Source organism: Mariniblastus fucicola (assembly GCF_008087665.1).
Lineage (GTDB): Bacteria > Planctomycetota > Planctomycetia > Pirellulales > Pirellulaceae > Mariniblastus > Mariniblastus fucicola.
Genome location: NZ_CP042912.1, coordinates 6,041,126 through 6,062,777 on the forward strand (window position 1 = coordinate 6,041,126; position 21,652 = coordinate 6,062,777).

The following is a 21,652-nucleotide window of genomic DNA, read 5'->3' on the forward strand; positions in this document are numbered from 1 at the left end:
CGCGTTTGACCAGGTGCTTTGCCGCCATGCTTCTTTCATCGAATTAATTTCGTTGCTTAACCTGAGCTTCGTATTCCGCCTCGCTGATCCAAAAGAGCTCTTTCCAATACTTCGAATCGTTTGGTTGAGCTTTCCCGAGAGTCGTGCGGCCACGAGAAATGATCCGGTTGATGTCTTGCGTGAGTTTTTTTACTTTGTCAGGATGCTTTGCGGCGATGTCATTCTGCTCAGCTCTGTCCGAGGCTAAATTATACAATTCAGTTCGAGGGTGCTTCTTGCTGGGCAAAACCAACTTCCAGTTTCCTTCCGTGATCGCATAACGTGACTCGCCACCATTACCATGGTTGATCAGCGGCAATCGTTGATGTCTCGTGGAAGGATCGGTCAACACTTTGGCGAAGCTCTGACTGTCTTCAGCCGCATTCTCCGGAACGCCTGCGGCGATGATTTCGGCAACGGTTGACATCAAATCGACTTGGCCCACAAGTGCATCGCAGGTGCGTCCAGGAGCCTCAATACCGCCAGGCCAACGTACAAGAAAAGGTACTCGATGCCCGCCTTCGTAAACGGATCGTTTACCTTCTCTAAACCCACCACGGCTGTCGTGATCGTAGTCTTCTAAATGTTCCTTCCAGGGATTTTCCGGGCCGTTGTCGCTGGTGAAGATCACAATCGTGTTGTCTTCGATACCGGATGATTTCAGGAAATCCAAAACGCGGCCAATGTGATGATCGGTTTCAATCAGGAATTCGCCATACGCGCCGCAGTCGCCTTTGCCTTGGAATTCTGGCAACGGACAAACGGGAAAATGCGGAGAGGTAAATGGCAGATACAAAAAGAATGGCTTGCCCTGTTTGGCGTCGGCAACTTTTCCATCCAGCCAATGGAGCGCCTTGTCAGTGAATCGCGTCAGACACTGATCGTCAACGAAATCCTCCGCGATTTCGAATCCGCCTCGATTACGTTTTGCTATCGTCTCTTCACGCGTCTTTTCATAAGGCGGCATAATGCGATAGTCGCTGTGCCGAGAATTCTTTTTCTTGCTAGAAAAAAGCACAGGCGGAACGGCAGCGTGTCGACCTTCAAACCATGCGAGGATTCCGTAATTGAGCGACGCCGGAATGCCGTAAAAAAAGTCAAACCCTTTATCCAATGGCATATCGACAACCGGCTTGCTCCAATCTCGTTGACCACGTTTGCCGGGAAAGTCCATTCCCAAATGCCACTTACCGACCATCGCTGTGTGGTACCCGTTGTCGCGCAACAGCTTTGGCAGCGTCAATCGTTTGTCGTCAATGAGGCATTTTGCCTCGGCACCCAAGACACCTGTTTTCATGCGAGTCCGCCATGGATAGCGACCTGTTAAAAGTGCGTAACGTGACGGCGTGCAGATTGAATCGGCGCTGTGGCCATTCGTGAACGCAATGCCTTCCTTCGCCAGTCGATCCATATTGGGCGTTCGGAATTTCGCATCTGGATTGAGTGCGCTGACGTCCCCGTAGCCCTGGTCGTCGGTGAAGATGATGACGATGTTTGGCTTCGTGATTTTCTTTTCAACAGCCTTTTCCAAGAAACCCAGTGAGACCAAAAACTTCTCACTCTCCTTCATCGTTGTGTGATAGGGCTTGGTATCCTTGGTCTTGGGTCGAAAGAACTTACCGTTGAAAAAGCCATGGCCTTTGCCCTCGAAAGAAATCAACTCACATCGGTTCCCGGCATCCGACATCAATTCTGCAAATCGAGTCGCCTGTTCGAACGGAACCGTTTTGTCGCTTGTTCCATGGAACAGCAAGGTCGGTGCGATTCCCGTCGTGACGTGATGGACGGGCGAGGCTTCCTTTTCTCTTCCTGTGGGAAAACGATGCGAACCAAAACCAGTCTCCGGCGTGATGTCCAGAACCGGATTGAACAGAATCATTGCATCGGGAACGGAGCTGACGTTTGCGTCTTCGTCGGATTCATCCAGTTCCTTCACGACTCCCGTACAAGCCGCGATGTGGCCTCCAGCTGAACCGCCGGAAGCAACAATCTGATCAGGATTTACGCCAAGTTCTGTCGCGTGCTGACGCACCCAACGAATCGCAGACTTCGCATCAGCAACACATTCAATTCCTGACACACCGTGGCGACTTTTGACACGATAGTCGGCACAGAAGCAGACGACTCCATGACCGGCCAGAAACTGGGACTGTTCGTAAAACTGCTTTGGCGTTCCTCCCCCCCAACCGCCGCCAAAAAAGAATACGATGGCTGGTGAATCACTAGTCGCATTGTGATTTGATGGTTCAAAGACATGCAATTTTAGTTCGGTCCTGCCAACCGTTTTATAGACGACTTTTCGATCTGGCGTGATCGATTCATCACATGCCGAACCTGCTCGAATGGATGAGACGTTCAAGAGCATAGTGATGATGGCACAGATCGCTATGCAGAAAACTTTAGGCTTGCTTTTCATTTGGCGTTCCATATGTGTGATCCTTCGAGCAACTCCTTGTAGTTGTCCAGGAGCCGCTGTTTGAGCTCGCCAGCCTTGGCTGGCATCGACGACGACAGGTCGTTGGCCTCTCCAACGTCTTCGGTAATCTTGAAGATTTGAAAGTCAGACAGAACCGCAGCTTTGACTTCCGCTTCATTTTCAGACGTCACGTTCGTAGCCTTATCAATACTGATTCTCGCCAGAACCTTCCAGTCACCGTCACGCATGGCAATGCGTCGCTCATTGAGTGCGTTGTAAAAAACCCAAAGCAATGGCTTGGTTCGAACAGGAGCTTTATTTTCCAATGCGGGAAGAAAGCTCACGCCATCCAATTCAAGGCCAGTCGGCGGTTTTGCTCCTGCCAACTCACAAAACGTTGGCAAGAAATCTAGCGAAGAAACAGTGTGATCCACTTCTTGTCCAGCTTTGATTTGTTCCGGCCAGCGCATAATCCCAGCAACGCGGAATCCGGCGTCGGTCGTCCATAGCTTCATGCCACGCAGTGGTGTTGCTCGGCCGTAGGAGTTTTTGGCTCGACGGTAGCGTTTCAATGTCTCCGGGCCGTTGTCAGACGTGAAAACCACAAGCGTATTTGAGTCGACTTTCAATTCTTTCAATGCTGACATCAACCGTCCAACTGCTTTATCCATATTCGCAACATTGGCAAAATACCTGGCTTCATTTTCGGTGCTGGCCAATGAACGGTAGTGATCAACAAGCGTTTTCGGCGAAGCGATCGGTTCATGGGGTTCGTGGAAGGCGACGTACATAAAGAACGGCTGCTCTACATTCGATGCCTGTTGATCTTTCAGCCAGCCAAGGGCTTCATCCACAACCAACTGGCAACTGAATCCCTTGAGTTCACCAACGGCCTTTCCATTGCGAACAAAGTTTTTTGGGTCCTCGTGTGAAGGACTTGCATTGTTCTGCGTTCCAAACCAATGATCGAATCCGGCAGCGTCCGGTTGCGGCTGTTGACTTGAATTGAATTTTCCGTTGCAGTGCCATTTTCCCGACATGCAAGTTGCGTAACCCTGCTTCTTCAGTAACTGGGCAACGGTGACCTCTGAAGATCGCATGTAAATCTCACGGCCGCCAGGAATGAAATCATAGACTCCCGCGCGATTGGGACTACGACCCGTTAGCAGACCAACTCTTGCCGGCGAACACACAGAGGCGGCCGAGTAGAAGTTGGTAAAACGAATGCCTTCTTTCGCCAGTTTGTTCAAGTGCGGTGTCCTGATGTGCGGATGGCCGTAACATTCAAGATCTCCATATCCAAGATCGTCACACAGGATGACAATCATGTTTGGCTTGATCTTTCCAGCTTCTTCGGCGGCGGTACTATTCACGTTTGCGCAGAGAGAAGCGATTGAGATGAAAGCAAAAAGGAGCGGCTTCATATTCTTCCTGTCTGGTTCGCTGGAAACACTCAGTTGAGTTTAATAGAACTGGTTTGTTGCCATCGTGCCAATCACGCTCATGCGTAGATTTTCTTTAGTCCCGCGTTTGGCGGCTTCCAAAGCTTTTCCAATTGAATAGACAAGATTCACCTAACGAAAACAGGAATGTGGATATGGTATCGAAGAGATGTAGAGTTATCGATCTCTTAAAATCTTAACTTTCAGAGAATTGACGTGCCAATGACCAGATCATCTTTTTCACGCCGTCGCTTTTTGAAAAGCAGCGCTGCAACTTCGGTTGCTGCGATGACTCCCTGCTTCTTCAATAGCACTCAGCCGATCTCTTCTGAGTTCCGTTGCCTCAATGACAAAGCGCCGATCGGTCTGATCGGTGCCGGAGGAATGGGCACTGGCAACATGAAAGCCGCCAGCGAGTACGTCGACGTGGTGGCGATCGCAGATGTTGACTCTGGGCGTGCCGGCAAAGCCAACATGGAACTGTCAGAAGGCAAAGCCGATGTTTATGAAGATTATCGAAGCGTTCTGGAGCGAGATGATATCAAGATCGTTCACATCGCGACTCCAGATCATTGGCACACCAAACCATTGATCGAAGCCATGCTTGCCGGAAAAGATGTCTACTGTGAAAAACCTCTGACGCTGACAATCGACGAAGGGAAGCTGATTCGCAAAGTTCAAAAAGAAACAGGCCGCGTCGTTCAGGTCGGCACGCAACAACGAAGCCAGTTCAGGCAATTCACCAAAGCCGTCGCGGTCGCGGCAGAAGGACGACTCGGCAAAATCAAGCGAATTCAATGTGCGATCGGAGCCGCGCCAGTCAGCAAGGCAATTCCGGTTGCGGAAGTGCCAAAAGAACTCAATTGGGACATGTGGCTTGGCCCAGCGCCGCAGACTGAGCTTCGAAACGGAAGAGAAACGACCGTCGATAAAAACGGGAAGAAGAAACGAGCGCGTCGCAATAATTTCCACTACGAATTCCGCTGGTGGTACGAGTATTCTGGTGGCAAGCTGACGGACTGGGGAGCCCACCATATCGACATCGCAATGTGGGCATTGGCTGCCAACGGTCAATCGACGAACATCGTTTCGATTGATGGCACCGCGAAGCATCCCGTCGAATTCAAGGATGGTGTCGCGCTTCAAAAAGACCGTTACAACACCGCCAATGAGTTCATGTTCACTGCGATGACTGATGAAGGCGTTGAAATTGTCATTCGTCACGACACTGACAACGGCTGTCTGATCGAAGGCGAAAAGGGTCGGATCTTTGTCAATCGCAAGAAGCTCGTTGGAAAGCCGATTGAAGAGCTCAAGGATAACCCACTGCCCAAAGACGCTGTACAAAAAGTCTACAAAGGCTTGCCGATGGAGAGCCAGGGACGTGTGGCTCACTGGCTGAATTTCCTGCACTGCCACAAGGAGAGAATCGAACCGATTTCTGACGTACACTCGCACATGACCATGCTCAACGTCTGTCACCTTGCCGGAATCACGGCAAGGCTGGGACGCAAGATTAATTGGGACGCCAAGACGGAAACCATTGTTGGCGACGAGTTGGCGAACTCGATGCTGGCCAGGCCCTATCGGGAAGGCTATGAAATCGAAATGAATGCGCTGGCAACCAGTCAATAGAGCCAATACTCGGATGGAATTAGTTCAACGTGCAAACCGAATTGTATTATTGATTGGGATTTGCGTATTTGCCTTGGCCCTGGTGGAGCAAGCACGGGCTAGTGATGTTGTCGATTCACTTCAGTTCGGCAACGCCGCTTCCGAACAGTCTCACAAACTCGATGCACGCCAAAGCGAAACAGCCGATGGTGCTTTGGGGCAAACGGCACGTAGAATTCTGCCTCGATCCACCGATCACTGGCGCGGTGGACGCGTCACGTTTCGCCTGAGAGTCGATCCGGAAGAACTGAATTACTTTACGGCAAAGTTCTGGGGCAGCGACTACGAGAAAAATGAGAAGCCCACGCGATTGTTTCTTTTCGTCGAAGGGAAACAGGTTGGCCAGCGACACCTTGGACAGATCGATCCACTCGATATTCGTGAGCTACATCCTCGATTCTCTGGCCGATTCTTCTACAAGACATTGCCGTTGCCGCTGGCTCTTACTCAAGGCAAAACGACAGTCGAAGTTGGCATTGAGCTTCACGGCAGGATTTGGGGGTATGGCGATACGTTCGAGCGATATCAGCACAACCTCGATGCTCCTTCTCGCGATATCTATCAATGCTATTCGCACACAGATCCTTGCTTTCAACCTGACGGCAACGAAGTTCAGGGCACTGCGCCGGAACTGAAAGTTCGTAGGGAGCCGGGCGAAGAGGTCATCAAGGAGGTTCGGAAGCGGATCAATCAGGCGATTAAGAAAAGCATGAGGTCGGATAGGATTCCTGACTTGCAGACTATTCGATTCCTTTCCAACGCATGCTTTGAAAAATGGACCGATGCCTATCACAACAAGGAAGTACTCGAAAGAATCGTTAAGGGAATTGATCACCAATATCTTGCGTTCAGGAAAGACCCAACGATTTTCGAAAAAGAATGGGTTGGAGCCGGCGAAGCGGCGGAAGCGATTCGCATTCTTGCCAAACCGCTGCGTTTTTACGTCGACAAACCGGTCGAGGGCACTGAGACTTCGCGGCGAGAAGCCTGGACGGAAATGTTTGTCGCGTCGCGTGATTGGCATGTACAACATCGGCGAGCATACACCAATCAAACGATGATCGTTGACTTAAACATCTATCGCTGCAATCGAGCGGTCAGATATCTCTCACCCAGAATGGATTGGCCAGAAAGGAAAGCGGTTGGCCTGCTTCATGAAGCGGTTGGGATCAAACCGTGGGCAGGAAACTGGGACCAGCGTGGACGTCCATCCTTTCCAAAGGGTAAGCGTTACATGCAGCTCACTGACGAAGGGCTCACAAGAGAACTTGGCTACGTCGGTGCTTACGGCGAGATCGTCGGCGACTTCGTTCGCAACATGTACGAATCGACGCGACCAACGCTTGACGCTGAAGGTGATCCAGAAATCAAAGAACAGCTCGTTAAAATCGTTCGAGCAAGAGCCGCGTTTCGATATCCGTCCCTGGACGACGATGGGAACCGAGCCATGCGATTGGAGGCAACGGTCGGCTGGCGTGACTGGAAGTATCCCGGCAATGTGATGTACGGGCAAATGCCAACGGTCAGCGGAGGACCAGTCGATATCGCGGCGTCGACGGAAGACCCGATACTGACTGGATACGCTCAACAGATGCTTACCGACAATCAGTTTTTCGCTGGTTGGAAATACATTGCAGGTTTGCGAAATACCGAAACGCTTGACACGACGCTTCGATTGCCAAGGGTTTATGAATGGATCAAGAATCAACCTCCCATGAAGCATCGTTTGCCGATGTCGCAAGGACAGCCCAACTATGTTTTCGCGGATCCTGGCGTGGGAGTTGTCGCCATCAAGAACAACGACGACATCCTCTACGTGTCCCTGTATTGGCGAGCTCGATACGCGGTCAACAATCTTTCACGAGTTCACTACCTGACTCCGACGATCGAGCGAGATGCGACGGTGTTTACGGAGGCTCGATTCAACGCTTCAGGGGACTTCTACGAAATTCCCGATTGGACAAACATGGGATTCAATAAAAAGCACGAAGACGAATACAAAAAGGAAGGGCTCAATTTGGCAACTGCCGGAATGCGATTGCCGATTGCGAAAGTTCCCGCCAGTCAAAAGGACTTCAAGCCTGGAAAAGAAAACATCTACGCGGGCAAAGCTGATCTCTATCTGTTGCACTATGGCCCGTACTACATTGCGATGAATTGCAGTCGAAGTCGATCCTTCAGTTTTGACGTGCCCGATCGGTTTCTCGACAGCAAGAATCTGGTAACAAAGGAACGTGTAACGAGATCAAAGTTGAAGATTCGCGGGAAAGAAACGATTGTTCTATTCCAGAAACCTTAGCGCTGCCGGCGTTCATGTAGAATGATGAATTCACAAGTTCGTTCAAATTCCACGACCTTGTGTTCCCGCAAAATGAAAGAGATTCAGCATGAACAAAATTGGCGTCGGCTTCTTCAACATTATGGTTTTAATTCTTGCCTTTTCTTCTGACGTATCAGCGCAGCCTGCTCAACCATCCAATGATGCTCAGAAACCGAACTTCGTCTTCTTTCTCGTCGACGATCTAGGCTGGATGGATATCGGGGCCAACGGCAGTCCATTTTACGAAACGCCGAACGTCGACAAACTAGCGGACGAAGGCATTCGGTTTACTCAAGCCTACGCTGGTTCGCCCGTTTGTTCACCAACGAGAGCGTCGATTCTGACAGGAAAAAACCCTGCTCGAATCAACCTAACGCAGTACATTGGAGGATCCGGCAACCCGGACTACGAACGCAATCTTCCGTTGGAGGAGGTAACGTTTCCGGAGCTACTTCAAGAAGCCGGATACAAAAATGTTTTCCTTGGCAAATGGCACCTCAACAACCGAAATGGCGAAGTCACACACTGGCCGGACAAGCATGGATTCGATATCAATATCGGCGGTCATTTTCGCGGCGGTTTGTACCTAAAGAACAAGTACTTCTCACCTTGGGACATCCCGAATCTTGAGAATGGGCCAGCCGGCGAATACATGACCGATCGCCTTGCGGATGAGGCCGTGAACTTCATCAATCAAAAGCACGACTCGCCGTTTCTTCTTTACTTTTCGTTTTACAACGTTCACGCGCCGTTCTCTGCCCCCAAAGCTTTAGTTGAAAAATACACAACGAAACGCGACACATTGGGTTTGGCTGGCGAATCACGATTCCAAACTTTTAAACATGGCAATAAGCAGATCAGGTATCGTGACAAGCAGGACCACGCCACCTATGCGGCGATGGTTGAATCGATGGACGAGGCGGTTGGAAAGGTACTCGAATCGGTCAAGGCTCAAGGCATCGAAGATAAAACCGTCGTCGTTTTCTTTTCCGACAATGGAGGCCTTTCGACTTCCGAAGGTACACCAACGGCGAACACACCGCTGAGAGCCGGCAAGGGTTGGCTATATGAAGGCGGAATTCGAGAGCCTGCGATCATCAAGTGGCCTGGCGTTGCAAGGCCGACTGTTTCGGATGCAGTCATTACCAGCATGGATTTTTGCCCAACGATTCTGGATATGGCGGGACTTTCGCTTCGCCCCGAATTGCACGTAGACGGAAAAAGCCTTGTGCCGCTTCTGAAACGAGAGGTAGAGAAAGTTCACGACACAACGTACTTCCATTATCCGCATCGATCGAACCAGAAAGGTAGACCCAGCAGCGCCATTCGCAAAGGGAATCACAAGCTGATCGTCTTCTTCGACGATGGCCACAAAGAACTTTACGATCTCAGCCAAGATATTGGTGAGACGAAGGATCTGTCAGGCAAAATGCCTGAACTCACCGCCAGCTTGTATGCTGACTTGCGATCCTGGTGGAAGGAAGTTGATGCTCGATTCCCCAAAGAATTCTCAATGAACTAGCTCCTGCACTACCAACCAGGTTTCTGAAATGGGCTCTATATCAATGACTGTGATACTTGAAGGTAACTCATAAAGATGCCATTTCTAAAACTGATTTCGGTTCTCGTTTGCGTCGTGCTTGCTCAATGTGCGAACAAATCAATTGCACAGCCCAAGAGTGCCGGCCCGACAATGCTTTGTCGTCCCTGAAATGATCAAACTGAATTAGGCTCATCGTTTCCACCATTCACCCAAAACGATCAATGCAAAATCGACTTTTTATATGGTCACTAACCGCCGCACTCGCAGGATTCCTGTTCGGTTTTGACACGGTCGTCATCTCCGGCGCCGAAAAGACAATTCAGTCGCTGTGGCAGTTGTCGCCCGGCACGCATGGTTGGGCGATGAGCATGGCTCTATGGGGCACGGTACTCGGATCGATGATCGGCGGATTCCCGACGGATCGGCTGGGTAGGAAGTCGACGCTACTGTGGATTGGAGTTCTGTATTTCGTTTCCGCGATCTGGTCGGCGGCCGCAACCGATGTTTATTCGTTCATGATCGCCAGATTCATTGGTGGCGTTGGCGTTGGCATCTCAACCGTTGCCGCACCGCTGTACATTTCGGAAATTTCGCCGTCTGGCCAGCGGGGTTGGATGGCTGGAATGTTTCAGTTCAACATCGTGTTCGGGATTTTGGTGGCGCTGGTTTCGAACGCTCTTATTAGTGGCTTGGGCGAAAACGCGTGGCGCTGGATGCTTGGCGTCGAAGCGATTCCGGCGATTCTCTATACGCTGTTTTGCTTTGGGCTTCCGAAGAGTCCGCGTTGGCTGATTGCCGTTAAGAAGGATCGACTTACGGCAGAGAAAATTTTGACTCAAATTAATCCTGAGTCCGATCAGGCAAAAGTCTCTTCGATGGCGGATGAGATTGAGCAGTCCGCCCCGCAAGAAGATGCGAGCAACGGAAAGTTCTGGTCGTCTCAGTTGCGAAAGCCGATTGCGCTCGCCTTTCTGATCGCATTCTTCAATCAGCTTTCTGGCATCAACATCATTTTGTACTTTGCTCCACGCTTGCTTGGGCTTGCTGGATTCGAAGACCCATTCACGGCGGCCATTGGTCTTGGCTTGGTGAACCTCGTGTTCACTTTTGTGGGGCTTTGGCTGATCGACAAGCTTGGAAGGAAGTCTTTGCTGTTGATTGGTTCGATCGGCTACATCCTCTCCTTGGGCGTTTGTGGTTGGGCTTTCCTGACCAATGATGATTTCAAAGTCGTTTCCAATGCTCAGAATGTCATCGATGCTGCGGGCGTTGTTTCGATGCTTGATTCGGTGGATTACCGCGAAGTTTCCGATTCAGAGAAAGCAAACGCCAGAGCTGCCTTAGGTAAGGCCTCAGTTGAGTTGGCCAAAGATTCGGACGCAAGCGGCGCGCGTAACGGTGTAGCGGAAATCGTCACCGTCGCAGAAGAAGTGAAAGCCGCCGCTTCGAAACGTCTCGGATCGTCAAGCTACTTGGTGCTCGGTTGCTTGTTGGCGTTCATTGCTTCCCACGCCGTCGGTCAAGGAGCCGTGATCTGGGTCTTCATCTCTGAGATCTTCCCCAATTCGCATCGAGCCGCCGGCCAGGCGTTTGGCTGCTTTACGCACTGGATCCTGGCGGCATTGTTAACGTTGCTGTTTCCGATCGTGATTGCGAACGTAGACGCTGGATGGCTATTCGTGTTCTTTTGCTTCATGATGTGTTTGCAACTTCTTTGGGTGGTGACCATGGTTCCGGAAACCAAAGGCGTGCCGCTGGAAAAGATCCAAAAAATGTTAGGGCTGAACTGATGACATTCCAACACACTTTGAAGTGGTTACTATTCGTCGTTGCTCTGGCTTCCGTTTGCATCGTCGATATGGCGGTAGCAAATGACGGAACTGGTGGTCGTCCGCCCAACGTCGTGTTGATTTTTGCTGATGACCTCGGCTATGGCGATCTCGGCTGCTACGGATCTCCCGACATCAAAACGCCGCGCATCGATCAGATGGCGAGTGAAGGGATGCGGTTCACAGACTTCTATGCACAGCCTGTTTGCGGTCCATCGCGAGCCGCACTGATGCTCGCCAGACTTGCAGGTGCGCCGATCCATTCGGAGCGAGCCATCGATGGCGTTGACATCTCGGACGTGATTCACGGTCAGAAGGCGAAACTGAAAAGAAGTTACTTTTACTATCAACACGATTGCCGGCGAGCAGTTCGCAGCGACAAACGGAAACTGCTGCAGGCAAACATTGAGCCCGCAAAGAATATTATTCACAAACGTTGGAATCGCCATGTTGCCAAAGCCGACGCGGTTCGCCTAAGCAAGGCCGAGCTATATGATTTGGATTCCGAGATCGGTAAGGCAAACGATGTAGCCAAGATACATTCAGAAATCGTCGCCCAACTAGCGAAGCAGGACGATTGGGCTCGAAGCGACATCGGTGACCACGACCGCTTTGGCAGCAACGGCCGAGCATTTGTCGCCACGCTGAGGACGATTTCAACTGGAATGCTCCTGCTCAGGTCTGCCACGCAAAAATCCGGAAACGAAGAAAGTTAACAATCATGATGAGAACTCGAACGTTTTACACCATCGTGTTGTCCATCTGCCAAATCGCAGTTTCGACAGGTGGGAATTGTGTTCATGGCCAGGAAACAAGCCAGACTAAATCAACTCCCAATATCGTTTTGATCATGGCGGACGATCTTGGCTGGAAGGATCTGCATTGCTACGGCAATGAAAACGTTGACACGCCCAACCTCGATCGCCTGGCGAAGCAGGGTCTGCTCTTTACGGATGCCTATTCAGCGGCTTCGGTTTGCACACCGACACGAGCAGCTTTGATGACGGGAGAATCACCGGCGCGTTTGAACATCACGAATCATGCCGGAGGACATCCGCCAAATTTTCAGAAACCCGGCACGAACTTGGTGACGCCGTTGTGGCTGCGGCACCTGCCACTTGAGCGAATCACGATTGCCGAACAGCTCAAGCAGGCTGGCTATGCAACTGGCTTTGTCGGAAAGTGGCATCTGTCCCACCGTTCCAGGTCTGACGAGGGTGAGGACTTGCCAAGCGAACCGGAACTTCGCGCCGAACACCAAGGCTTCGATATCAATATTGGAGGCTGTCGATTCGGTGGTCCACCGAGCTATTTCAGCCCGTACAAGATCCCCAATCTGGACGGGAAATTCGACGGCGAGTATTTGCCTGATCGATGCGCTGATGAATGCATCGACTTCATTAAGTCGGCCAAAGCAGAAAATGATCGACCATTTTTTCTTTGTTGGTGGAATTATTCTGTTCACTATCCGTTTCAAGCTCCGGATGATTTGATTGCCAAATACGAAAAGAGAAAAGGACCAGGAGTCGAGAATCCAACTTATGCAGCGATGATTGAGGGCATGGATGCTTCGATCGGCAAGCTTCTCAAATCAATCGATGATCAAGGATTGAGCGAAGACACGCTTGTGATCTTTACGTCGGACAATGGACCGTTTGCGGCGAACGTCAAGCCACTGCGTGCCGAAAAAGGGTACCTGTACGAAGGCGGTATTCGAGTTCCGATGATTGTTCGCTGGCCAGGTCGCGTTCGTCCCGCTAGTCAGACTGCAACGCCGGTGATCACGATGGACATTCATGCATCGATCCTCGAAGCGGCGAACCTGAAGGCGGATCCGTCCAATACTCCTGACGGTGTTTCTCTGTTGCCGATGCTCAAAGAAGAATCACAACTGAAACGCAAGTCGATCTTTTTCCACTACCCGAACTACGCGTTTCACAAAAAGAATCGAATGGCCAGCGCGATTCGCTCAGGCGAGTACAAGTTAATCAAGTTTTACGATGACGAATCTGTCGAGCTTTACAACTTGAAGGATGACATCGGTGAAGCCAACGACCTGTCAAAGTCGATGCCAGAAATGACTCAGCAGCTTCAGTCTGAATTGGAATCATGGCTGGAGGAAACCAAAGCTAGCCAGCCTCAACACGCCGATGCTGATTCGAACGGCTTTCCTGGCGACAAAGTTGATTTTAATGGCTTTGATCGCTACACGTTTAAAGTGAACGATGTACAGCTGTCTGTCGTTTGTCCGCAGAAAGCGGCACCGGGAAAGCCGTGGCTCTGGCGGAGCATGTTCTGGGGTGGTACGAAAGATGCGACGCGGCGTGTGACTCTGATGGATCTTGAGCTGGTCAAGCAGGGCTATCATGTGGTGATTCGTCCGGGCGATGCATCTGGCCATCCTCGCGGAAACGCATCGATCGATGTTGCCTGGGATTATCTGACCAAACAACATGGGTTCGCCAGGAAAGTATCTATGGGATCAATGAGCCGCGAAACGTTGGCGCTGTTCCGATGGGCGTCTTCCAACCCCGACAAGGTCGCGAGCATCTATGTCGACAATGGCGTCTGCAGCGTAAAAAGTTGGCCGGGCGGAAGGCTTGTTCCCGGAACGGGCTCATCGGCCGATGGTGCGCCGAAGTCATGGGAGTTGCTAAAGAAAACATACGGCTTTGCATCAAACGAAGAGGCATTAGCAGCGAAGGTAAGCCCAATCGACTGGTTGGATCCACTGGCCAAAGCGGGCGTTCCGATCTTGTTGTGCAGCGGCACGAAGGACTCGACGGTGCCTTATGAAGAGAACGCTGCGATACTAATGAAACGATACAAAGAGCTCGGCGGCAACGTCAAAGTAATTCTCGAGGAAAAAGACCATCATCCACATGGCCTTGAGAATTCGGCGCCAGTGATCGAGTTCATCAAGAAAAATAATCCAACTAACCAGATGCAATAATATGTGCGCAGCGAACATCAGAACATGTCTAATTGCGGCAAGCCTCGCAATACTGACGCTGACATCGGGCGCAGATTCTGCAGTCGCTCAATCAGCAACCGTCACTCATTCGGCGGTCGAAGGGATTGGTGCTGAGCCTGGTGTTATGCGGCGTGACCCAAGCGACATCATCAAGGTCGGTGATTTGTACTACGTGTGGTATTCGAAAGGCAGAATCTCGCCGGGCTACGACGCGACAGTCTGGTACGCAACCTCAACCGACGGTCACAATTGGACGGAAAAAGGGCAGGCACTTGCCAAAGGAAAACCCGGCAGCTGGGAAGGTGCGAGTGTCTTTACACCAAACGTCCTTGTTGCCGAGCAACGTTATTGGCTGTTCTACTCTGGCACGTCCAGGAAGTTCAAAAAACCATTCAGTCCTGATTCCAAAATTGGCATCGCGGTTTCAGATTCTCCCGATGGTCCCTGGGAACGATTGGCTTCCAATCCTGCACTATCCCACGGCGACAACAAAGACGATTTTGACAGTCACCTGGTCGATGATGCGTGCCTGATCGTTCGCGATGGAAAATACTGGCTCTACTACAAAGGGCGTCAATTGGGGAAAGGGCCGGGCCAAACTCAAATGGGACTGGCCGTTGCAGACCATCCGCAGGGCCCTTATCTCCGGCACCAAGCCAACCCGGTCATTCCGGGCAATCACGAAGTGCTTGTTTGGCCACACGGCAATGGGGTCGCGGCGATGATTGGAACGACTGGCCCCAAAGAAATCACAAACTCGATCATGCACTCAGAAGATGGAGTTACTTTTTCCAGGACTAGGGATGTGTCGAAAGGACCTTGGGCGGGCGGAGCCTATCGCCCGGAAGCGTTTACACAAAGCGGCAAAGGATCAACGCCGCAGTGGGGAGTCGAAATCGGTCGGCCGAAAGGTAGGGAAACGAATGGTTCGAAGCTGCCTTTCATTCAACGTTTTGATATTACAGAAAATTCTGTTTCAGCAAGCTACACCTTCGCCGATGACTTGGCCTTTTTGAACAAGCATACGGACATTGTTCTGTTGCGAGATGGTGATGCATCAGTCGCCGTCGCTCCCGCTTATCAGGGCCGTGTGATGACCAGTACGTTCGATCAAGAATCCGGCCCAAGCTTTGGCTGGATCAATCGGCCTGTCATCGAAAAAGGTTTGCTTTCTGACGAAGACAGGAAAGGCGCACTTGAGGAGCACATCTACATCTTCGGCGGCGAAGAAAGATTTTGGCTGGGCCCCGAAGGCGGTCAGTACGCACTTTTTTTCAAGCCGGGAACCGGGTTCACGTTTGATGACTGGACGACGCCTGCCGCGATCGATACTGATCGGTTCAAGTTGGTGAGCCAGACCGAATCGTCGGCTATCTTCTCGCACGACACAGAGTTGATCAACCACAGCGGCACCAAGTTTAAAGTTGGTATCGAGCGAACGGTGGAGCTTCTGGACAAAAAGAAAGCCGCGACTCTGTTGAGCGTTGAGCTTGGCGACGGCCTGCGAATGGTGGGTTATGAAACGGACAACCGAATCACCAATACGGGAACGAAAGCGTGGAAACCAGAAACCGGTTTGATGTCGATTTGGATCCTGGGCATGTACAACCCATCGCCAAAAACCACAGTCGTGATTCCGTTCAAAACAGGCGACGAAAAACATTTCGGCCCGAAAGTCAATGACACCTATTTCGGCAAAGTTCCACCAGAATACCTGCAGGTCCAGGAAGACACCCTGTTCTTTCGCGGCGACGGCACAAGGCGCGGGAAGATCGGCGTCAATGCCCAGCGATCAAAAGGCATCGCTGGAAGTTACGACGCCACCGGCAAGGTACTCAATATCGTGACCTACAACGTTCAGGATGCTCCCGAAGGATTCGTCAATTCGATGTGGGAACTACAAGACAAGCCGTACTCCGGAGATGTTATCAACTCGTACAACGACGGGTCGCCGGAAGAAGGAAAGCCACCGCTTGGTCCGTTCTACGAGCTGGAAACTTCTTCGCCGGCCGCTGCTCTTGAGCCAGGCGAAACGATAAAGCATGTTCAGAGAACATTTCATATCCAGGGTTCTGAAGAGCAACTCAATGCATTGACAGAGAAACTTCTGGGCGTGTCGCTGGACTTAATCAAGTCAGCGTTTTGATCCAATGTCGCTTCCATGGCTCGCAAATCGGCTCATTGATCAAGTCGTTTGACTTCCACGTAGTACGCGCCGCGATTCTTTTTTCCCTCTGAGATCCAAGTTTGCACGAGAGTTGGGCCAACGGGCAGCTTCATCGACAACGAAATCGAGTCTGATTTATCCATGATGTCGGTTTCTGTTTCCAGATCTCCGACTTTTACTTTCGCCTTGCCAGCTTTGAATTCATAGTCGACACCGGCCGGACGAGCACGAAGTGTGATTTTATACTTGCCAGCCTGCCGAACATCGACTGCCCAAAAACCGTTCGACGAAAGATCACGTTTTATCTTTCCCTGATTCCACGGAACTTCGCCTTCGGTAACATGCCAGTCATGACAGGTGAGTAACACGTTGGGATCAGCGTCGGTGCCCAACGGAATTCTGACGTATTCGTCAAACTGTTTCGAAACGCTTTTCCACCATTTGTCGTAGCTGCTTCGAAGTTCTTTGACGACTTCCGGGTACTTTCTTGAAACGTCTTTCTTCTGGGCTCGGTCCGAATCGAGGTCGTACAGATACTTTCCGTTAATCAATCGCCAGTTCTGTTTCATAACGGAGCTGCTTCTCCATTTTTCTGGCTTGTCGATACGCTGCGAGTGGACGACAAGCGTGCGATCATTCAGATCTGATCCACCATCGGGGTCGAGCCAAAGTTCCTTTAGGGAGCTACCATCAAACTCAACTTCACGAGGCATTTTAAGCTCGCAAAGATCGACAAACGTTGGCAGCAAGTCGAATTGAGCGGTCAGTGTCGAAAGCTCCTTACCGCCTCCGATTTTTCCATCAGGCCAGCGAACAAAAAACGGAACGCGGTGTCCGCCTTCAAGCTTTGACGCCTTCGTGCCACTCAGACCGCCGTTGAAGCCAATCCACTCGTAACCTTTCTTGATCGCGTCCGGCTTCAGCATGCCGCGAGCTGTCCCGTTGTCAGAAGTAAAGATCAGAATCGTGTTCTCTTTCAGCCCCAGTTCATTGAGCTTTTCACACAGCTTTCCAACGTTGTCATCAATATTGGTGATCATGCCGTAGAAAGAAGACATGGTTTTTTCGACACCTTTATCACGATAGGGTTGCGAATATTCTTTCGCACATCGATAAGGGCCATGAGCCGCATTCGTCGCGAGGTAAGCAAAGAATGGTTTGTCGCGATTGTCTTCAATGAAATCAAGCGTTGCCTCAAAAAAGACATCGGTACAGTATCCCTTTTGCTTCTCAGGTTTACCGTTGCGAAAGTACGTATCATCGAAGTAATCGTTGCCCCACGCGTCAGGAGTTTGACTAACGCCACCGCCGCCGTGAATAAACTCAACCTGAAAACCACGATGCCGTGGTAGGAAGGGATAATTGTCGCCCAAATGCCACTTACCGAAAATCCCGGTCGCGTAGCCGTTGCTGGCGAACACATCAGCCATCGTCAATTCATCGGCTCGAAGAATCGAACGCCCCATGATCGTGTGCCAAACTCCTGTTCGACAACTGTATCGTCCCGTCATCAAAGCCGCTCGCGTTTCTGCACAGGTTGGATCGACATGAAAATCAGTCATCCGTACGCTTTGTTTTGCGAGCGTATCCAAATGCGGAGTCTTCAGCATTGTGTTGCCGTTGATGCCGACATCGCCATAGCCCATGTCGTCCGTCATGATCAGGATGACGTTCGGCTTCCTCTCAGGACTTCCTGGTCCGTCGAGGGCGATGCAATCCTTTAGCTCGCAGAACAAGGCAACAAACAGGCACAAAAGAAGCGAAAAACACTGCATTGTTTAATCCTAAACTGTCATTCTGGTGCAAGGTTTCGGCAGGCTACTTGCGAATGGGTAGGCTGCCAGTTGAGCGAGTTTTAGCAGGACTCAGTAGTTTATTTTCTCCGCCGGTCAAACGCGACTCATTGCCGAACGTAAACGGTATCGTCGAACCATATCGTTGTCGAAACGGCAGCAAGTCAAAGATGTTGATCGAATCGCTGGCGTTGAAGTCCATAGAGTAGTTGTAACTCGGGTCTCCGAAAAATGTTCCATAGGTTTGACGAAAAGACAACAAGTCAAAAATATTGACAGTCCGGTCCCCGTTGGAATCACCAAAGAAAGCGTAGAACCCATGGAGCTGCAGATTGCCGAACACAAAATCCTCGGTCATTGCGAATCCGTCCTGAGTCACAAGGTCTGCTGACAATGTGAGCTGATAATTACCGTCAACCAGGGCATTGTCCGAGTTACGAACATGAGAAGCAAACTCAATCGTGACAATCGTTTCGCCGTCGACAAACTGTTTCGTCAAGCTCGATGCTACAGATTCAAATGTCTCCTCCGTGGCAGTGCTTCGTTGCACGACAGAGGCCGCTCCGGCAGCAAAATTCACATCGCCTTCAAAGCGAACTGAAATTGACTCGATCGCAGACCGTTGCGCTTCTGCAACGTTCAACTCGACGGCTGCAACAACCGGTGCTGGCGAGACAACTGAAAACCAGTTGAAGTTGGCGAGCGCGTTGCCATTGGTGCTGCCGACTTCAACGAAGCGAATCACCACGTCATAGTTACCGCCAGCGTGCTCGAGGCATGCTTCGATTGTTTCGTAGATTTGCCAGTTTCCAGTTTTAGGGATCGCGACTTTTCCGACCGGTTTCCCCGAAAGGATCGCGGCTGTCGAATCAGTTTCCGCACCCAGATAAACTTCGATCCAACCGTCGTCTCTTCCAGCCGGACGAGCGACGCGAAAACGCATCGCAGAATCCTCAGGCATGGTGATGTTGTTATATCGAGCCCAATGGTCGTGATTGATAAATCCGAGGTTTAATGTTCCGTCGTCATCGCCAGATTGCTCCTCTTCCATGCCATTGCGATCGTCTTCACCTTCCGCCTGAACGATGCTGTACGAGTACTCTTCCGGATCGAGCAGGATCTCAAAGCAGCAGACAGATTCGCCAGGAACGGATGACCAGAAAGTCGTTTGAGATGTAGCGGGCTCGTGAGTGACGAAACCTTCAACATCACTTGAGTCAGTCCACCTCGTTCGCTTTACTCTTGATTCTGAAATCGTGCGTCCGACTGGAAAAATATTCAACGGGACAGCAGATATCCCTTGATTGATCACCCACACGGTCATCAAATTACCCTTGATCAACGCGGCAGTATGAGAAAGCTGGCTTGGTTCTTCGACGATATTGAGAGCGTGTCCGTAGTTGGATGTCTCACTCAATTTTTTGAAAATGAAATACTTTACGTTTCTTGCCGGCGTTCCACTCGGATTGAGGATGTAAGCGTGTCCCTGGTTCGTTGTGCCAATCGCCAACCAACCGTTGAGTCCAGAGAATCCAGCGCGAATTTTCTCAAGCATATAATAGAACGACGTCGTCTCGTTTTCACTGGATGTGCTTTTCCAGCCATGGACCTCCGTGTTCCAGATTTCAGTGTCGGCACCGAGAGTGTCGTGTACATCGTCAGCAAAATCCTGTGCTGTACCGGTTCTATTGGTGTTGTGACAGGCAGCAATATCGATCGCATCGCGGCGACGCTGTGTATCAAGATTCCTGATCCAACTGGCTCCCTGTTGATAATTCCAGGCCGACGGTCCAATGAACAACGGGACTTCTACATTTGCACTGGAAAGCGCAGCGCTATCCTTGAGGTACTCGGTAATATCACGAGCGTCGGCTTGCGTGATGCGATTGCCGCCATCGTTCGACTGCCATTCGTTGGTAAGGTCCATGAAACTGATTTTGAAGCCGTATGAGTTCATCAAAAGCAGATATCGCTCCAGGTACTCGGCACATTTCAGCCAATTGAAATCGAAGTTTCCGTTTCCGGGATCTCCAGTCACCCAACGCGGATATGGTTGCCAGGCCGCGCCGCTGATGGCCTCATTAAGCGGACGCGGCGAAGCGAAGAACTTGATGTCCGGATTTGCTTCTTTCATCTCCTGCATCAAGGGGATGATCTTGTTCGTGTAGGCGCTCAGGTCCAGATTGCCTTCCTCAAGTTCGTAGCCGCTATTCATCGCGACGCGGATGTAATCGATTCGCGTATCAATCGCCGACCATTTGGCAACGAGATCACGCTCGGCTGAATTGAGCGAATTGGTCCAATACCACAGCCGTTCGTAGTCCATGCCGTAACGCATTTTCTGTTGTTTCGCTTGGCCAACCAGAAGATCATAGCCCACTGGATCGCCCGCTGCAGTTACGATCAGCCTCCCATTGGGCCCTGAGTTGTCGATCGTAAATGACCAGACGCTGGTGTCGACGCCAGGAGCGAATTCGAGTCCGTCGCCGAATTCATCTCCGCTGACGATGTCGCCATTTTCGACTTCCAGTACCGTCCATGTTCCGCCGCCTCCACCTGCGAGGTGAGCGACGTCCAGTATCGATCCGTTTTCGAAAGTCGCATAGGTACCGACGTCTGTGTTCGAATTGTCATGAATGAAAATTGGGCTGCAGCCACCGACGTCAAAACGTAGCACCAATGACGATCCCGAATGCTGATGCCAGCCACCGTCGATGTCATCATTGGAACCACCAATTCCAATCGACGACTCTGAACCCAAAACGGTAAAGACTCCAGGTCCGGCTGCGGAGCTGTTGCCGACGCTTACCGGGGCTCGGGTAGTGAACGATCCACTGTCGATCGTAAAGCTGCCAGTGCTCGAACTATCTCCACCGCCAAGGTAAAGAGAATATCCACCTCTCCCACGACCGATGCTCAAATCGCCGCCGTCAATCGTATAGGAGCCTGTGGATTCGTTTCCGATCCTGACCGTATTGATGATCGCGAGACCGCCGGTGTGACTGACTGTTCCATTGAAGTTACTGATCGCAGACGCGTTTTGAGCCAGATTGAGCTGCCCACCGGAGATGTTCAGCTCACCTCCCGATTGTCCAATCCCCACCAGGCTCGGGCTATCACCGCTTGCGGCAGAGTAACTCACAGTGCCCAAAGCAAGAACGCACCAATCTGCTGCCGCAGGCCCCGTGCTATTACTCCAATTCAGTCCATTCTCCCATGCACTGTCAGCGGATCCGGTCCACGTAACGTCATCACCAAACGCAGCAGAACCGAAAAGCAAAACAATGACTGTCGCAAAGCGCGCGCAGACAGAGACAAATGGCAACTTCAAGTTAACTCGATTCTTCATGATCTAGATTTGGGTCAAGCTAGGTGGGAACGATTCGATGCACTTTCATCGCAGCGATGCAAACATCGAAAAGCGTTTAACTCAATCGGAAAGATTTCTTACCAGG

10 protein-coding genes and 2 pseudogenes are annotated in these 21,652 nt (G+C 51.1%); 8 read left to right on the forward strand and 4 right to left on the reverse strand.

All coding sequences use genetic code 11. The annotated features are described in order from the left end of the window. Nucleotides 1-43 precede the first annotated feature (43 nt). Both MFFC18_RS25560 and MFFC18_RS22750 read right to left on the reverse strand, forming a co-directional pair. A complete protein-coding gene (locus tag MFFC18_RS25560) occupies nt 44-2,455 on the reverse strand; it encodes a sulfatase-like hydrolase/transferase (protein ID WP_238381263.1) in 2,412 nt (803 codons plus the stop codon). After that, entirely contained in the window at nt 2,452-3,828 is a 1,377-nt protein-coding gene (locus MFFC18_RS22750; RefSeq protein WP_238381262.1) for a sulfatase-like hydrolase/transferase, read from the reverse strand. The genes MFFC18_RS25560 and MFFC18_RS22750 overlap by 4 nt, the downstream gene beginning before the upstream one ends. Before the next feature lie 291 nt (nt 3,829-4,119). Between MFFC18_RS22750 and MFFC18_RS22755 the strand changes: the two genes are divergently transcribed. The 8 genes and pseudogenes from MFFC18_RS22755 to MFFC18_RS25580 all read left to right on the forward strand — a co-directional run bounded on the left by MFFC18_RS22755 (nt 4,120) and on the right by MFFC18_RS25580 (nt 16,383). Next, the gene (locus tag MFFC18_RS22755; RefSeq protein ID WP_075084469.1) at nt 4,120-5,532 is read left to right on the forward strand and encodes a Gfo/Idh/MocA family oxidoreductase; all 1,413 of its coding nucleotides are present in this window, start codon (nt 4,120-4,122) and stop codon (nt 5,530-5,532) included. Nucleotides 5,533-5,545: 13 nt separating this feature from the next. Then, the gene (locus tag MFFC18_RS22760; protein WP_075084468.1) at nt 5,546-7,870 is read left to right on the forward strand and encodes a hypothetical protein; all 2,325 of its coding nucleotides are present in this window, start codon (nt 5,546-5,548) and stop codon (nt 7,868-7,870) included. A gap of 88 nt (nt 7,871-7,958) precedes the next feature. Further along, nucleotides 7,959-9,413 (forward strand): sulfatase, encoded by a 1,455-nt coding sequence (locus MFFC18_RS22765; protein WP_238381261.1) that lies wholly within the window; start codon nt 7,959-7,961, stop codon nt 9,411-9,413. A 224-nt stretch (nt 9,414-9,637) separates the two neighbouring features. Then, the gene (locus MFFC18_RS22770) at nt 9,638-11,224 is read left to right on the forward strand and encodes a sugar porter family MFS transporter (protein WP_261340528.1); all 1,587 of its coding nucleotides are present in this window, start codon (nt 9,638-9,640) and stop codon (nt 11,222-11,224) included. A 68-nt stretch (nt 11,225-11,292) separates the two neighbouring features. Continuing rightward, nucleotides 11,293-11,496 (forward strand): annotated as a pseudogene (locus MFFC18_RS25565) (sulfatase-like hydrolase/transferase); the annotation flags it as partial. A gap of 488 nt (nt 11,497-11,984) precedes the next feature. Beyond that, nucleotides 11,985-14,216 carry a sulfatase gene (locus MFFC18_RS25570; RefSeq protein ID WP_238381260.1) on the forward strand — a complete coding sequence of 744 codons (2,232 nt, stop codon included), beginning with the start codon at nt 11,985-11,987 and terminating at the stop codon, nt 14,214-14,216. A gap of 1 nt (nt 14,217) precedes the next feature. Next, nucleotides 14,218-15,204 (forward strand): annotated as a pseudogene (locus tag MFFC18_RS25575) (family 43 glycosylhydrolase); the annotation flags it as partial. Next, nucleotides 15,181-16,383: a DUF6786 family protein gene (locus MFFC18_RS25580; protein ID WP_238381265.1), complete on the forward strand. Its 1,203-nt coding sequence runs from the start codon at nt 15,181-15,183 to the stop codon at nt 16,381-16,383. The pseudogene MFFC18_RS25575 and the gene MFFC18_RS25580, both read left to right, overlap by 24 nt. A gap of 32 nt (nt 16,384-16,415) precedes the next feature. Here MFFC18_RS25580 and MFFC18_RS22790 read toward each other — a convergent pair whose 3' ends face one another. Further along, entirely contained in the window at nt 16,416-18,179 is a 1,764-nt protein-coding gene (locus MFFC18_RS22790) for an arylsulfatase (RefSeq protein WP_075084464.1), read from the reverse strand. A gap of 43 nt (nt 18,180-18,222) precedes the next feature. Then, on the reverse strand, nt 18,223-21,546 hold the full coding sequence (locus tag MFFC18_RS22795; protein ID WP_075084463.1) for a carbohydrate-binding protein: 3,324 nt from the start codon (nt 21,544-21,546) through the stop codon (nt 18,223-18,225). Between the last annotated feature and the right edge of the window lie 106 nt (nt 21,547-21,652).